General features: G+C 69.5%; 13 protein-coding genes. 3 read left to right on the top strand and 10 right to left on the bottom strand.

Annotated elements, in window-relative coordinates; translation table 11 throughout:
- The coding region (locus tag V6D00_01340; GenBank protein ID HEY9897799.1) for a prepilin-type N-terminal cleavage/methylation domain-containing protein at window positions 1–667 on the bottom strand (667 nt) is incomplete at its 3' end.
- Window positions 668–789: 122 nt separating this feature from the next.
- Here V6D00_01340 and V6D00_01335 point away from each other — a divergent pair.
- The gene (locus V6D00_01335) at window positions 790–2,322 is read left to right on the top strand and encodes a hypothetical protein (GenBank protein ID HEY9897798.1); all 1,533 of its coding nucleotides are present in this window, start codon (window positions 790–792) and stop codon (window positions 2,320–2,322) included.
- On the opposite strand, the gene V6D00_01330 is transcribed toward V6D00_01335, so the two are convergent.
- From V6D00_01330 to V6D00_01300, 7 genes are all read right to left on the bottom strand, one after another.
- Window positions 2,312–3,430, bottom strand: coding sequence for a hypothetical protein (locus tag V6D00_01330; protein HEY9897797.1), 1,119 nt, complete (start codon window positions 3,428–3,430; stop codon window positions 2,312–2,314). The genes V6D00_01335 and V6D00_01330 overlap by 11 nt on opposite strands.
- Window positions 3,430–4,662 carry an ABC transporter permease gene (locus tag V6D00_01325; protein ID HEY9897796.1) on the bottom strand — a complete coding sequence of 411 codons (1,233 nt, stop codon included), beginning with the start codon at window positions 4,660–4,662 and terminating at the stop codon, window positions 3,430–3,432. Before V6D00_01325 ends, V6D00_01330 begins: the two co-directional genes overlap by 1 nt.
- Window positions 4,663–4,666: 4 nt before the next feature.
- A complete protein-coding gene (locus V6D00_01320) occupies window positions 4,667–5,884 on the bottom strand; it encodes an ABC transporter permease (GenBank protein HEY9897795.1) in 1,218 nt (405 codons plus the stop codon).
- A gap of 3 nt (window positions 5,885–5,887) precedes the next feature.
- Window positions 5,888–7,156, bottom strand: coding sequence for an efflux RND transporter periplasmic adaptor subunit (locus V6D00_01315; protein ID HEY9897794.1), 1,269 nt, complete (start codon window positions 7,154–7,156; stop codon window positions 5,888–5,890).
- A 30-nt stretch (window positions 7,157–7,186) separates the two neighbouring features.
- On the bottom strand, window positions 7,187–8,491 hold the full coding sequence (locus V6D00_01310) for a TolC family protein (protein HEY9897793.1): 1,305 nt from the start codon (window positions 8,489–8,491) through the stop codon (window positions 7,187–7,189).
- Entirely contained in the window at window positions 8,488–9,186 is a 699-nt protein-coding gene (locus V6D00_01305) for an ABC transporter ATP-binding protein (protein HEY9897792.1), read from the bottom strand. The genes V6D00_01310 and V6D00_01305 overlap by 4 nt, the downstream gene beginning before the upstream one ends.
- A gap of 96 nt (window positions 9,187–9,282) precedes the next feature.
- A complete protein-coding gene (locus V6D00_01300; GenBank protein HEY9897791.1) occupies window positions 9,283–9,723 on the bottom strand; it encodes an Hsp20/alpha crystallin family protein in 441 nt (146 codons plus the stop codon).
- 161 nt (window positions 9,724–9,884) lie between these two features.
- On the opposite strand from V6D00_01300, the gene V6D00_01295 reads away from it, so the two are divergent.
- On the top strand, window positions 9,885–11,015 hold the full coding sequence (locus tag V6D00_01295) for a site-2 protease family protein (GenBank protein HEY9897790.1): 1,131 nt from the start codon (window positions 9,885–9,887) through the stop codon (window positions 11,013–11,015).
- Here V6D00_01295 and V6D00_01290 read toward each other — a convergent pair.
- Both V6D00_01290 and V6D00_01285 read right to left on the bottom strand, forming a co-directional pair.
- Complete coding sequence (locus V6D00_01290; protein HEY9897789.1) at window positions 11,012–12,343, bottom strand: TldD/PmbA family protein; 1,332 nt, start codon at window positions 12,341–12,343, stop codon at window positions 11,012–11,014. The two genes, V6D00_01295 and V6D00_01290, sit on opposite strands and share 4 nt — an antisense overlap.
- Window positions 12,340–13,782: a TldD/PmbA family protein gene (locus tag V6D00_01285; protein HEY9897788.1), complete on the bottom strand. Its 1,443-nt coding sequence runs from the start codon at window positions 13,780–13,782 to the stop codon at window positions 12,340–12,342. The genes V6D00_01290 and V6D00_01285 overlap by 4 nt, the downstream gene beginning before the upstream one ends.
- 106 nt (window positions 13,783–13,888) lie before the next feature.
- On the opposite strand from V6D00_01285, the gene hslO reads away from it, so the two are divergent.
- Entirely contained in the window at window positions 13,889–14,776 is an 888-nt protein-coding gene (gene hslO, locus V6D00_01280) for an Hsp33 family molecular chaperone HslO (protein ID HEY9897787.1), read from the top strand.
- Window positions 14,777–14,791 lie beyond the last annotated feature (15 nt).

Raw genomic sequence — 14,791 nt, 5'->3', positions numbered from 1 at the left:
TGTAGAGGCTCGAGGTCCCCGCGTCGGTGAGCTTGTCGCCGAAGGTGTACCAGCCCGTGGGCGTCGCGTCCACGTTCGCCGAAGGGGAGGCCTCGAGGCGGTAAAGGGGCAGGAGGTAATACTTTTCCTCGACTCCGTCCGCCCGGTAACGCACGATCTGGTTCTTGGCCTTCTCCGCCGCCGAGTCGTCGAGCCAGTAGACGATGTAGCGCGGCTTGGAGATGCCGTAGGGCTGGTCGGAGATCATGGCGAGCACGTTGCGCGCCCCCGCGCTCGTGACCCCCATGAGCTCACTGGTGCCCTTTGCCGCGAAATAGGCCTTTTGCCTGGTGGGCGGGAGATCCGCGTCGTTGTCGGTCTGGGTCACGATGGGCAGGGTCTGGACGCCGAAGTTGGCGAACTTGTCGCCAGAGATCGACACGGTCGCGTAGTGGTAGAGGTAAGTCGCCATCCGGATGTCGCTCGCGATCTGGGAGATCGCCTTCGCGCCATTGTCGGTGGCCTCGATGGCCCGGTCGCTTTCACCCGTGGCCTTCATCCACTGGGTCAGCATCATGACCGCCGAGGTCAGGATCACGAGGAAGGCCGCCGAGCCGATGACCAGCTCGACCAAGGTGAAGCCCGACTGCGGCCTGGATCTCGAAGCTTGGACGATTGCTTTCTCCATGCCTATATTCTTCCCCCTTGGCCGCTCTCCCTATCAGCTCCTCGGGCTTCGTTAGGGGGCAAGCAATTGGGGTAGAATCCCCGTAGGCGAGCGACCCACGGCAAAGAAAGGAGTCTTCGCGCTTGAGACGGATCGTCCCCATGGCCTCTGCGCTCCTGCTCCTGACGAGTGCCGGTGCCGCGTCCGCGGCGTCCCTGACGACGACCGATCGGGCGATCCTGAACGCCCTCGCCGAGGCCACGACAGTCTCGCACGGCAGCAAGGGGGCGCTCTGGCCGGGGTTCGACCTCTCGATGCAGCCCTTCGCCCTCTACGACCGCGGGCGGCTCGCCCTGCTCGTCAACCACCCGAACCCTCCTCGGGGCTTCACCCCCCTTGCCGGCGTGCCCGCCGCGCTCAAGGGCCGGGTCCACCAGCGCGCGGGGAGCCTCGACGCCCTGGACCGGGCCCAGGACCTGACGGTGCCGCTGGGCGGGGTCAAGGTGGCCTTCATCCCCTACATGTACCTGACCTACGACGGCCAGGTGCAGCCCCGCGAGTTCATCCCGCCCCTCTTCTCGGCCCACACCCGCGAGGCCTTCGCCGGGGTCCGGGCCCTGCAGCAGGCGGCGGAGGCGGCGAGCCGCGCCTACCCTTCGCGCAACGTCGAGAACACGGCCCTCTCGAACCTCGAGAACCGCATCCTCGGGATCGCCCTGCTCCAGAACTCGCCCGACAAGCGCCGGGAATACGGCCGCTTCTTCCTGGCGGTCCGCAAGTCCCGCCACGCCATGCTCGACGGCCGAATCGCCCGCTACGAGGACTTCACCGAGCGCCTCGAAGGGGCCATGCGCTACGCCGAGACCGCGGCCACCATGCTGGGCGCCTCGCCCGGGCACCATCCCTTGCCCGGCACGCGCTGGGAGCGCGAGGCGAACGACGACAGGATGCTGGTCGCGAGGCTGTCGCAGCCGCTGGACAACGAGCAGACCCGCAAGAGCCGCCTCTCGGCGACCGGGACCGCCATGGGCCTCATCCTGGACAGGCTCGGCGACGCCACCTGGAAGCAGCGCGTGACGAAGGGCGCCTCCATTCCCGAGGCCTTCGCCGCGGGGGTGGGGTACCGCGCTCGCGACACCGGCGCGCTCTTCGCCGAGGCCAAGCGGCGCTTCGCCTACGACGAGCTGCGCACGGCCGCCCAGGACGCCACCGTGCGCCTGCCGGCGAGCTACAAGGAGTTCCTGAAGAACCCGGGCGCCCGGATCACCCTCGCGGGCCTGACGCGGGTGACGGACAGCGGCACCGACAAGCCCGGGCCCGACCTGGTGCGGATGGACTCGCCCAACCCGCCCATCGAGATCGACGAGCAGACGCTGCTCGCCTACCGCCTCGACGGCTTCCGCTACCGCAAGGGGGGGGTCGGTCTGGATCTTGCCCGGACCCCGATGCTCATGAAGAGCCACAGCCTCTCGTGGCCCTTCGAGCAGGTGGTCTTCTTCGCCGACGACGACGCCCTGCGCGTCGAGGTGGACGGCCGCCGCCTCTCGCTCCAGGACGGCTCCTACCCCTTCAAGCGCAGCCTGAAGCTCACGGCGGGCGATCGCATCAAGCTCACCGCCACCCAGGGCACCCTCAAGGTCTCGGGCAAGGAGCTCTCGCTCCAGATCAAGAAGTAGCGCCGCGATACTCGTAGCGGTACTCGTACAGGGCGTAGCGCTTGATCGTCTCGCCCCCGTGCCGCTCCGACATGCGAAGGCTGGTGTTGTCGTCGCGCATCAGGGCGTGTACCGCCTGCTCGTAGCCTCGCTCGACGGCGGCGCGGTGGAAGAGGTGGCACAGGGCGAGAGCGTTGGCCCCCTGGCGCCTGCCGGGGACGACCCCGAAGGTCTTGAGCAGGACCTGCGGCGTCTGCCGGCGCTTGAGCCAGAAGCGAACCTTGGCCGCCAGCGAGGAAGAGCCCCCCATGGCGCGCACCGCGCTGCCGTAATCCGGCACCCCGAAGAGGAAGCCCACCGGCTCGGCGCCCTTGTACAGGAAGAAGCACAGCTCGGGGTCCATGATCCCCTTCAGGCCCGCGTACAGGGCGCGAAACTCCTCGAAGGCCACCGGGCGCCACATCCAGGACCCCGCGAAGATCCGGCTCGAGAGGTCGAACATGAGGGCGAGCTCCCGGTCGAAGCGCGTCCGATCGAAGGTGCGGTGCGTGTAGCCCGCCGCCACCGAGCGCGCGTACTCCCGCTCGAGGCTCGCCGCGCAGGCGGCCGCATCGACGGCGGACGAGACGTATTCCCGGCAGGGCCGAAAGCCCGCGAGCTCCCAGTGGCGAGGGTAGTAGGCGGGATTGTAGGGCTCCAGGAAGAAGGCTCCGCGCTCGAAGCCCTCGGTCATCAGGCGGTAGGGGTGGTAGGTGCTGGTGTTGACGGGGCCCCGTACCACCTTCGCGCCCCGCGCTAACAGCCAGGCCACCGCCTCGCCGAGCACCGCCGCCGAGGCCTCGGGCCGATCCACGGCCTCGAAGTAGCCGACAAAGCCGATCGGCGCGCCGTCCTCCTCGTAGCGGGAGTTGAGGATGGCCGAGCACCGGGCCACGGGCGCCTCACCCTCGAAGGCGAGGAAGTGGACCATCTCCCCGTGCCGGAAAAAGGGCGCCTCGGGCGAGAGCTGATCGCGCACCGCGTCCCGAAAGGGCGGGATCCAGTGCGGGTCCGAGGCGTAGACGCGCGCGCTCAGGTCGAGGAAGGCCTCGACGAGGGCGGGGTCGTGCTCGAAGCGAACGACCCGCATCACTCGTACCGCAGGCAGTCGATCGGCGAGAGGTCGGAGGCCCTTCGCGCCGGGTACCACCCGAAGACCACCCCGGTCACCAGCGCGGCGGCGAAGCCCACGGCGGCCTGCACCGGCATGAAGACGAAGGGCCAGTACCCGAAGGCCATGGTGAGGCCCATGGAGAGGAGCCAGGCGATCAGGGTGCCGCCCAGCACGCCAAGGATCCCACCCAGGCCCGAGAGGATGGCCGCCTCGGTCAGGAACTGCCGCCGGATGCTGGCCTTGGTCGCCCCCACGGCGAGGCGCAGCCCGATCTCGCGGGTGCGCTGGGCCACGGTGACGAGCATGATGTTCATGACGTTGATGCCGCCCACCACCAGGCAGACCAGGGCGATCGCCCCCTCCAGCCCGCCCACGATCAGGCCCGCGACGGCCTGGCTCTGGCCCTTCTCCAGGGGATCCGACACCCGGAAGTTCTGGATGCCGTGGTGGCGCGAGAGCACGATGGAGCGCACGGCGTAGACCACGTGCGCGAGCCCCAGGCGCTCGAGGACCGTGGGCGAGGCCTTCACGACGATCGAGTTGAGCTCCTTGGACTGGGCGAGGCGATCCACGAAGGCGGTCTCGGGCACCAGCACGCTCTCATCCCAGGTCCGGAAGCCCCCCGCCCCCATGGTGGGCTTGGGCTTCAGGACGCCGATCACCCGGAAGCGCTGCCCCTTGAGCTTGATCTCTTCGCCCAGGGGCTCTTGGACCCCCTTCATGAGCTTCGAGCCGGCCTTGGCGCCGAGCACCGCCACCTTGGCGCGGTTCCAGACGTCGCCCTGCACAAGGAAGCGCCCCTTGTCCACCTCGAGGGCGTAGAACGAGAGCGCCTCGGGGACCGTGCCCACCACGTAGGTCTGCTGGCCCCAGCGAGAGCCCCACGACACGGTCATGGACGACAGGCTCAGGACCTGGGCGCCCGAAAGATGAGGCGCGCTCGAGAGGGCGCGCGCGTCGAAGCGGTCCAGGGCGTTGGTCGTCTTGCCGCTCCTCTCGTCACCCCAGCGCTTGGAGAGGGTGATCACGTCGTCGCCCGAGGCCTCCATCATCCGGCGCTCCATGAACTTGCCCGCCCCCTCGACCACGCTGGAGAGCAGCACGAGGGTGCCCACCCCCAGGATGATGCCCAGGAGGGTCAGGAAGGCCCTGAGGCGGTGGGCGGAAAGGGTGGAGAGGACGCTCTTGAGCTCGTCGAGGAAGGTCATGGGCTCACTCCGAACGCAGGCAGAGGATCGGGTCGAGGGCGGCGGCCTGTCTGGCCGGATACCAGCCGAAGAACAGGCCGATCCCCGCCGAGGCGAGGACCGACAGGACGACCGCGCCCTGGCTCGTCACCCCGACCCAGCCCTTGTTGATCATCGGCCCGACGACGGCCGCGAGCTGCGCGCCGCCCACCCCGATCAGCGCCCCCACCGCAGCGCCCGAGAGGCTCAGAAGGGTGGCCTCGACCAGGAACTGGCCCATGATGGCGCCCCCCGTGGCGCCGACGGCCTTGCGCAGGCCGATCTCGCGCTTTCGCTCGGTGACGGCGACCAGCATGATGTTCATGATGCCCACCCCGCCGATGACGAGGCTCATGCCCGCGATCAGGCCCACCACCAGGATCATGCCGTAGAAGACCGAGTAGAAGCCCTTGAGCATGCCGCCGAAGTCCAGGAACTGGAAGTCGTCCACGTCGTGGTGGCGCAGCAGCAGGATGGCGTTGGCCCGGTCGATGATCGCCTGGTTTCGCGCGGGATCGGTGGAGGTGAGGCTGAAGTAGGAGAGCCCCCCGTCGGGGCGGGTGACGGTGATGGGGGCGATCGCGAGGTCGTTCCAGTCGAAGCCCATGTTCGCCCCGCCCTTGGCGTTGAAGGCGAGGCGGCCCACCACGCGGTAGCGATCGCCCTTCAGCACCAGCTCCTGGCCCACGGCCTCCTGGCCCGGGAACAGCTTCTCGGCGAGCTTTTCTCCCACCACGCAGACGCGCGCGCGCGCCTCCAGGTCCTCGGCCGTGAGGCCTCGCCCCTTGGCGACGGTCATGCGGTAGGCCCCGAGAAAGGCCTCGCTCGTTCCCACCAGGTCGGTGCGCTTCTCCGTCATGCCCGGGCGGCGCACGGAGCTCTCGGACTGGGTGTCGAGCGGCGTCAGGTGCTCCACGAAGGGCAGGCGCCCCTCCAGGACTCGCGCGTCGGCGTAGGTGAGGCCCTTGAGGTAGTTGCCCTGCTTCTTGGCCGCCTTCTTGGGGCTCTCGCTCATGACCATGATGAAGCGGGTGCCGCCCATGTCCTCGATGCCGCGCACCAGCGTCGCGAGCCCGCTCTGGGCGAGGCTGGTCAGGAGGATGACCGCCGCCACCCCGATGGTGATGCTCAGGACCGTCAGGGTCGCACGCATGCGATTGGCCCCGAGGGTTCTAACAGCCAGGCGCAGGTACTCGCGCAGCATGGGCTAGAACTTCATCGTGTTGTCGGCGGCAGGCGCCGGCTTGATCAGGACCTCCTGGCCCTCGGCGAGGCCCGAGAGGATCTCGAGCTGGGTGTCGGTCGCAAGCCCCAGCGTCACCGAGGCGGTGGCGGGTTTTTCCCCCTTCTGCTTGGCGACGAGCGTCACCGACCCTGCGAGGCCCTTGCCCCGCACCACCGCCTCGACCGGCAGGGTGAGGGCGTTTTGCTTGTTGGCGACCAGCACGTCCAGGTCCGCCGACATGCCGGGCTTGAGGGCGTCAGCGTCGGTCCCCGCGAGGATGGTCTCGATCGGGAAGGTCTGGATCGTGCTCTGGCCGTCCTTGCTGGCCTCGGCGGCGGGGGCCACCTTGCGGATCTCGCCCGCGAAGACCTTGCCCGGCGCCGAGTCGACCCGGATCTCGACCTTCTGGCCCTTGCGGACCTTGCCCACGTCGATCTGGTTGAGGCTGCTCGCGATGATCAAGCGGTCCAGGTCGGCGACGGTGAGCATGCTGGTCCCCTGGGCGGTGGCAGAGACGCCGGGCGAGACCATCTCGCCCACCTCGATGCCCCGCTTGATGACCGTGCCGGCCATCGGCGAGCGGATCGTGGCGTAGGAGAGCTGGTCCTCGGCGGCCTGGAGCGCCACCTCGGCGCGCGAGAGCTGGGCCCTGGCCTCGGCGATCTCTTCGTGCCGGGGGCCCGCCTTGATCTTGGAGAGGCGCGCCCGGGCGGCTTCGAGCTGGGCCCTCGTGGCCAGGTAGTCGCTGCGGGCGCTCTCGGCCTCGCGCGGGGTGATGGTGCCGGCCTTGACGGCGGCCTCTGCGCGGCGATAGTCGGCCTCGGCCCGCGCGAAGGAAGCCTCCTGCTGGCTCACCTGGGCCTGGGCCTCGACGACCTCCTCGGGGCGCGAGCCGGCCCTGAGCATGGCGAGGCGGGCGGCGGCCTGCTCGCGATCGGCTTCGGCGCGAGCGCGCTCGCGCGCCATGTCGGTGGTGTCGAGCTGGATGAGGACCTGGCCCTTCTCGACCTTCTGGCCCACGTCCACCAGGAGCCTGGCGACCTGGCCCGCGACCCGGCTCTTGATCTCGACCTTGGTCAGGGGCTGGACGGTGCCGGTCTCGGAGACGACCACGCGCAGGTTGGAGCGCGACACCTTGGCGCTGGGCTCGCCCCCCTTCTTGCCCTTGGCGAGCACGGCGAAGGTGGCGGCACCGGCGCCCAGGGCGACGACGAGGCCCAGGACGGCGACGGTTTTGACGGGAAAGGCCACGGGTGCGACTCCTTGTGAATGAATGCGAGGCTACAGGGCGCCGAGGGCGCGCTCGAGCTCGGCTCGGGCGAGCTGCGCGTCGATGAGGGCCTGCACGCGCTGGGTGCGCGAGGTGACGAGGCTCCCCAGGGAGTCGTTGACCTCGACTTGCGAGGCGTAGCCCTGCTGGTAGCGCGTCTCGACCCACTTCAGGGTCTTGTCGGCGATTGCGGTGCTCTTGCCGGTCAGCTCGAGGCGATCGCGGGCGCTCTTGAGGCGGATGAGCGCCTTCTCGGCCTGGAGGCGGGCGTCGCGCCGGGCCTTCTCGAGCGTCGCGCGGGCCTCGCGCACCTCCCCCTCGGATCGGGCGATCGCGCGCTGGATCTTGCCGCCGTCGAAGAGGTTGAAGCTCGCGGCCAGCCGAGCATCCCAGGTGCCCGAGACCGACGACGAGAAGCCGCGCGCCCCGAGCGTCGGATCGTAAGGGTTGTTGCCGTGCTGGTAGCTCGTGATCAAGGAGAGCTGGGGCCAGCGATCGCCCTGAGCCGCCGCGAGCGACGCCTGGGCCGCCTCGAGCCGCGCCTGCGAGGCCTGGATGTCGGGCCGTTGATCGAGCAGGCGATCCACCCGCTCGCGCGAGGGCAGCGCGATCGCAGCCGCAAGCGCGGCCGAGGCGCCGTCGAGCGAAACGGCGTCGGCCGGCATGCCGACCAGGGTCGCGAGCTCGGTGCGCGCCTGGAGGGTCTCGCCCTCCAGGCGCAGTTGCTCGTTCCTGGCGTTGAGCACGCCGACCTCGACGCGATCCACGTCGCTGCTGGTCTGACGGCCGAGGGCGTAGCCCGCGCGGGTCAGCTTGAGGGTGCGCTCCGTCTGGTCGATGGCCACCTGCTGGATCTCCTCGGTCAGCTCGGCCTTCCGAAGCTGCCAGAAGGCCCGCGTCACCTGGATGGCGAGATCCTGCCGGGCCTGGAGGCGCTGCGCGGAGGCCGCGTCGCGCTGGTGCTCGGCCGAGGCGATCCCGTTGCTCAGCTTGAAGCCCGTGAAGATGGGGACGGTCAAGCTGACGTTGCCGTTGACGCTCTGCTGGCTGGTGGATGGGGGCAAGGCGCCCTGGCCGAGCAGGCCCGCCTGGGAGGTGCGGGAGAGGGCCGAGACCTCGGTGCTCAGGCTGAAACGCTGGCTCTGGGCGTCGGCCACGGCGAGCTCGGCTGCGGTCTGGCGCGTGTCGGCGATCAGGGCGTCGGGGTGGGTCGAGAGGGCGCGCGCGATCGCACCCTCCAGGGTCAGGGGCTCGGCGGCCCATGCGCCTTGCGCCAGGGCGGCGGTCAACAAGAGGGCGAGGGCGAAGGGCTTCATGCGTGGGCGGACCTCGTGGGCACGTTGGCCTCGTCGGAGAGGATGCGGCCATCCCTGAACCGGATGATCCGCCGCGCGTAGGCGGCCACGTCGGGCTCGTGGGTCACGAGCACGACCGTCATCCCCTGGGCGTTGAGGGCCGTGAACAGGGCCATGATCTCGTCGCTGGTCCTGGAGTCGAGGGCGCCGGTCGGCTCGTCGGCGAGCAGGATCCTGGGGCGGTTGACGATGGCGCGGGCGATGGCCACCCGCTGCTGCTGGCCGCCCGAGAGCTGGCTCGGGGTGTGGCCGGCGCGATCGGAAAGCCCCACCCGATCGAGGGCCTCGAGGGCGCGGGCCCTGCGCTCGGCGGGCTTGACCCCCGCGTAGAGCAGGGGCAGCGCGACGTTCTCCAGGGCGGTGGTGCGGGGCAGGAGGTTGAAGCTCTGGAACACGAAGCCGAGCTTCCGGTTGCGGACCCCGGCCAGGGCGTTGTCGTCGTACTGGGCGATGGGCAGGCCGTCCAGGGCGTACTCGCCCTCGCTCGCTCGATCCAGGCAGCCGATGATGTTCATGAGGGTGGACTTGCCCGAGCCGCTCGTGCCCATGATGGCGACGAACTCGCCCTCCTGGATGTCGAGACTCACCCCGGCCAGGGCGAAAATCGCCTGGTCACCGGCCTGGTAGCGCTTCTTGACGTCCCGGATGCGAATCATGGAGGCCCCCTTGACGGATGGACGCTCCATTATACGGCATCGCGAGAGGGGTTCGGGGCGGTTTCCCCTCCCGAACCCCTCTCGCGATGCCGTCGGCTATGACTTCTCGCCCTCCACGGCGATCCGCTTGGGTGTCGCCCCCGCGGCCAGGGGCGCATGGATGGTCAGCACGCCGTCCTTGAACGACGCCTTGGCCTGCTCGGGGTTGATCGGGCTCGGAAGCTCGATCGTGCGAACGAACGAGCCGAAGCGCCGCTCCGAGCGGTGGTAATTCTCCTCGTTGACCTCGGTTTCCCGGCTTGTCTCGCCCTTGAGGGTGAGGGTGTTCTCGGTCGAGGTGATCTCGACGTCCTTGATGGCCATGCCGGGCAACTCGGCCTCGACGTAGACCTCGCCGTCCTTCTCGTACACGTCGAGCGCCGGCCCCACCAGACCGAACCCGCTGCGCATGGCCGGGGTCATGACGTCCTCGAACATCCGGTTGAACTGGTCTCTGAGCGAACGAACGCCCACGGGCTCCCATCGCGTGAGTGCCATGATGAGCCTCCTTTCCGAATGAGTCAGGGGTGACGTGGCGCGATCATATCTCCCGAAACGCGCGTCACAAGGCGCGTCCGTCCCCCAGATGCCTCGCACGCTGATTGGGAAATGCCACGCCATGGCGTAAGGTGGCGCCATGCCCACGAGAGGAGGCGCGCGTGAAAGGCTTCCGGATCGCCACCCTGTTCGGGATCCCCATCGAGATCAACGCCTCCTGGCTCATCATCTTCGCGATCATCCTCTGGTCCTTGAGCGCGGCGGTCTTCCCGGCGACCTACCCCGGCCTCTCGAGCGGCGTCCACCTGGCCATGGGGGCGGTGACGACCCTTCTCTTCTTCGCCTCGCTCGTCGCCCACGAGCTCTCGCACTCGCTGGTCAGCCAGCACTACGGCCTCAGGGTGCGCCGGATCGTGCTCTTCGTCTTCGGCGGCATCTCCGAGACCACCCAGGAGCTGCCGAGCCCCTCCATCGAGTTCAAGGTGGCGATCGCAGGCCCCCTGATGAGCTTCGCCCTGGCCGCGGCCTTCGCCCTGTCGGCCCGCGGCCTCGGCTCGCTGCCCGGCTTCTTCGCGGCCAGCGGGGTCTGCGCCTGGCTCGCGGTGGTCAACCTGGCCCTCGGCCTCTTCAACCTGCTACCCGGCTTCCCCCTCGACGGGGGCCGCGTGCTGCGCGCGGCCGCCTGGCAGGCCACGGGCAGCCTGCGCCGCGCCACGCGCATCGCCTCGCGCGGCGGTCAGGTCGTGGGCGGCCTCCTGATGCTGTGGGGCCTCTTGCGTCTGATGGCGGGCGACCTCTTCGGGGCGGTCTGGGTGGGCTTCATCGGGTACCTGCTCGTCCAGGCGGCAAGCAGCCAGTACGGCGAGATGGTCCTTCACGCGGCGCTCTCGCGGGTGGGGGTCGGGACGCTCATGACCCGCGACCCCAGGGTGCTCGACCCGGAGATGACGCTCCAGGCGGTGGTGGACGGCTACCTCCTGCGCTACCCCTACGAGGGCTACCCGGTCGTGGACGGCCACCTGGACGGGCTCCTGGAGGCCAAGCAGATCAAGGCCGTCCCCCCCGAGGACTGGCCACGCCTGCGGGTACGCGAGGTCATGACCCCCCTGAGCGAGGCTCAGGCGCTGGATCCGCACCTCAGCGTATCCGACGCGCTGCAGCGCTTCAGCCAGCTCGACGTGGGGCGCCTCCCGGTGGTGGAAGGGGGCGAGGTGGTCGGGGTGCTCAGCCAGTCGGACGTGATCCGCTACCTGGCGTGGCACCCCGAGGTCGAGAAGGAGAGCCCCCGCTAGAACATCGTCACCCCGGAGAAGCGGAAGCCGTCCACCACCAGGGCCGGCGCGCGAGTGGCGCCGTACCAGCCGGGCACGAGCTTGGTCTCCTGGCCGATCATCCGCACGTGGTTGAGGGCGTCGATCCCGCCTGAGGTGAAGCGCAGGTTCTTGAGGGGGCGCGTCAGCTCACCGTTCTCGATCAAGAAGGTGCCGTCGCGGGTCATGCCGGTCATGGTCGCGGTGTGAGCGTCGGCCAGGTTGGTGTAGTGGAAGCGGGTCACCAGGATCCCTCGCTCGATCCCGCGCAGCATCTCGGAGCGGCTCGCTTTTCCCCCCTCCATGTGCAGGTGGCTGGGGTAGGGCCCCGAGGGGCTGGGCGCCGGGAAGGCGTGGCCGGTCGAGGCCACCCCGAGACGGTGGGCCGTGTCGGAGTCGTGGGCGACCGCCCGGGCGATCCCATTCTCGATCAGGCAGAGTCGACCCTTGGCCACCCCCGTCCCGTCGAAGGCCGCTGGCAGCATCCCCTGCCCCAGCGGGTCGTCCCACACCGTCACGTTTTCGCCGAAGAGCCGCTCTCCGAGCCGGCCCGAGACGAAGGAAACCCCATCGACCAGGCCCTGCCCGCCGAAGCCCGCCGCGGCCACGTAATCGAGCAGATCCGCCACGGCGTCCTCCTCGAGCAGGACGGTGTAGGCGCCCGGGGCGATCGCCACCGGATGCACGCTCCTGAGGGCCTTGTAGATGGCATGGCGCGCCAGGGCCTCGGCATCGAGGCCGGAAGCGTCCGCGGCGGTGAACGACGCGTAGCCCGACGAGTCGCTCCCCATCACGACCAGGTTGTAGTCGGCCTTGGTGGCCTGCTGGGTCGCGAACAGGCCGCGCGAGTTCGCGATCGTCCGGCGGCCCGTGGCGGTCTCGAAGGCGCCGAAGGCGTTGAGGCCCGCCTCGAGGGCCAGGCGGCACGCGACGCCCGCGACCCGGGCGCGGTCCTCGGGGGTGCTGCCAGCGGTGGCCGGCGCGTAGGCGTGAGGCACCGCCGCGTACTCCTGCGGCCCCGGCAAAGGCGGCAGCTCGGTGGCCGGCGCGTGGCTTGCGAGCATGCGGGCCCGCTCGACCAGGCGCGACAGGGAGGCCTCCGAGAGGTCGTTGGTCGAGGCGACCCCGACGCGGCCCTCCTCGATGACCCGCACCCGGACCTCGGTGTTGCGCTCCGAGACGTTCTGGTGGATCTCGGAGTTGGCGAAGCGGGTCAGGTGGCTCTCGCGCTCGGCGACGAGGACCTCGGTCTCGGCGGCCTTGGAGAGCGAAAGGACTTGGTCGGCAAGGTGCTTGCTGGTAACGGTCATGAAAGAATCCCCACGCGGACGTTGCGGAAGCGGGCGGGGGCTGCGCCGTGGCCCACGTGGGCCGTCTGGCCGGGCTGGCCCTTGCCGCAGTTGGGAGTGCCCCAGATCTGCCACTGGCTCTTGTCGCCGATGGCGTCGCAGCTGGCCCAGAACTCGGGGGTCAGGCCGGTGTAGGTCGGATTCTTGAGGAGGCGGCCGAGCTTGCCCCCCTTGATCTCCCAGGCGATCTCGCACCCGAACTGGAAGTTGACGCGCTTGTCGTCGATGCTCCAGCTCTTGTTGGTGTGCATGTAGATGCCGTCCTCGACCTCGCCGATCAGGTGGGCGAAGCTGTGGGCGCCGGGCTCCAGGTTGACGTTGGTCATCCGGATCATGGGCATGCGCTCCCAGCCGTCGGCCCGCATGGTCCCGTTGGAGGCGCGGCCGATCTTGGTGGCCGTCTCGCGGGAGCTCAAGAAGCCCCTGAAGATCCCCTTCTCGATGATGGGCGCGCGCTGGGCGGGCATCCCCTCGTCGTCGTAGCCGAAGGTGCCGAGCCCGCCGGACGCGGTCGCATCCGCCGTCACGTTGACGATGTCCGAGCCGTAGCGGAAGCCGTCGAGCATGGTGGGATCGAGGAAGCTCGTGCCCGCGAAGGAGGCCTCCATCCCGAAGACCCGGTCCAGCTCGATGGCATGGCCGATGGACTCGTGGACCTGCAATGCCAGCTGGGTCGGATCCAGCACCAGGGTCGTGACCCTTGAGGGGCAGACCGGGGCCGTCAGAAGGCTCGCGGCCTCCTCGGCGATGCGGCGGGCATTGCCGACCAGGTCCACCTCGCGCACCAGCTCGAAGCCCCGGGTGGCCTGGTGGCGCCCGAAGCTGTTGGGATAGCTGCGGCGCTGGACGTCGCCGTTGCCCACCGCGGTGGCCGCGATCCCGCAGCCGGTCTCGGTGAGGACCTGCTCGATGAAGGCCCCCTCGGTCGAGGCGAAGGTCTTCTCCTCGCGCTGGCAGCCGAGGGACGCCTCGGTCGAGCGGATCTCGGGAACCGCGCGCATCTCCGCGTCGGCCGCCATCAGGATGGCGATCTTCTCCTCCAGGGAGACCCTGAAGGGGTCCTCGCCGATGGGGGTCTCGTACCGGCCCACCGTGGCGACCGCCGGGCCCAGGTCCACCTTCTCGCGCTGGACGGTGTGGCTGGCCTTGGCGATCGCCACGGCCAGGGCAGCGACGCGATCCACCTCGTCGGGGGTGACCTGCGCGCTCGAGGCGAAGCCCCACGATCCCCGGTAGAGGGCCCGGACCCCGAAGCCCGCGCTCTCGTCCAGGGAAAGGCCCGCCAGGTGGCCGTCCTTGACGGTGATGGTCTCGAAGGTGCGCTTCACGAAGCGCACGTCGACATAGTCGGCGCCCGACAGCTGGGCGCGATTCAGCGCCCGATGGGCAAGATCCTTCATCCGAGCTCCTTTGGATGGGGTGAAACTCAAGAACCATCCGATTCTACACCATGATAGAATGTGTCGAATTGCCGCGTGACAGCTGACCCGTCGATAGGACTTCGCCATGCCTGATACCCTGATCAAAGCCACCGCAGCGGACGGCCGCATCCGCGCCGTCGCCGCCTTCACGACCGAGCTGGTCAACGAGGCCCGCCGGCGCCACGACACGAGCCCCACCGCCACGGCGGCGCTCGGCAAGGCCCTGAGCGCCGGCCTTTTGACCGCGTCGGCCACCATGAAGGACGAGCGCGGCAGCCTCACCATCCGAGTGCTGGGCGATGGGCCCCTGGGCCTGATCCTGGTCGATGCGCGCGCCAACGGCGCCGTCCGGGGCTACGTCTCGCGACCCGAGACCAACCTGCCCCCCACCCCGCACGGCACCCTCGACGTGGGCGGCGCCGTCGGCCGCTCGGGCACCCTCTCGATCGTCCACGACAACGGCCTGGGCGGTCAGCCCTACACCGGCACCGTCGAGCTGGTCAGCGGCGAGCTGGGCGACGACTTCACCCACTACATGGCCACCTCCATGCAGACCCCGTCGGCGCTCTCCCTGGGCATCTTCGTCCAGCCGAGCGGCGAGGTCGAGGTCTCGGGCGGCCTCTTGGTCCAGCTGATGCCGAATGCCGGCGACGAGATCGCCGAGCGGCTCGAGGAAACCCTCAAGAACCTGCCCTCCTTCACCCAGCTCGCACGGCAGTACGGCAGCCTCGACAAGATCCTCCAGGCGGCGCTCTCGGGCTTCGCCGTCGAGATCTTGCAACAGGACGAGACCGTCCGCTTCGAGTGCCCCTGCTCGACCGAGCGGGTCATGCGCGCGCTGGCGAGCCTCGGCCCCAAGGAGATCCGCGAGATCATCGAGGAGCAGGGCCAGGCCGAGGCCACCTGCCACTTCTGCAACGAGCGGTACGTGGTCAGCCGCGAGCAGCTCGAGGAGCTGCTGGTCAGCTCGTAAAAAAATTCAAAAAAG

The organism is Pantanalinema sp., assembly GCA_036704125.1.
GTDB lineage: Bacteria > Cyanobacteriota > Sericytochromatia > S15B-MN24 > UBA4093 > JAGIBK01.
This window is presented reverse-complemented; position numbering and strand designations above follow the sequence as displayed.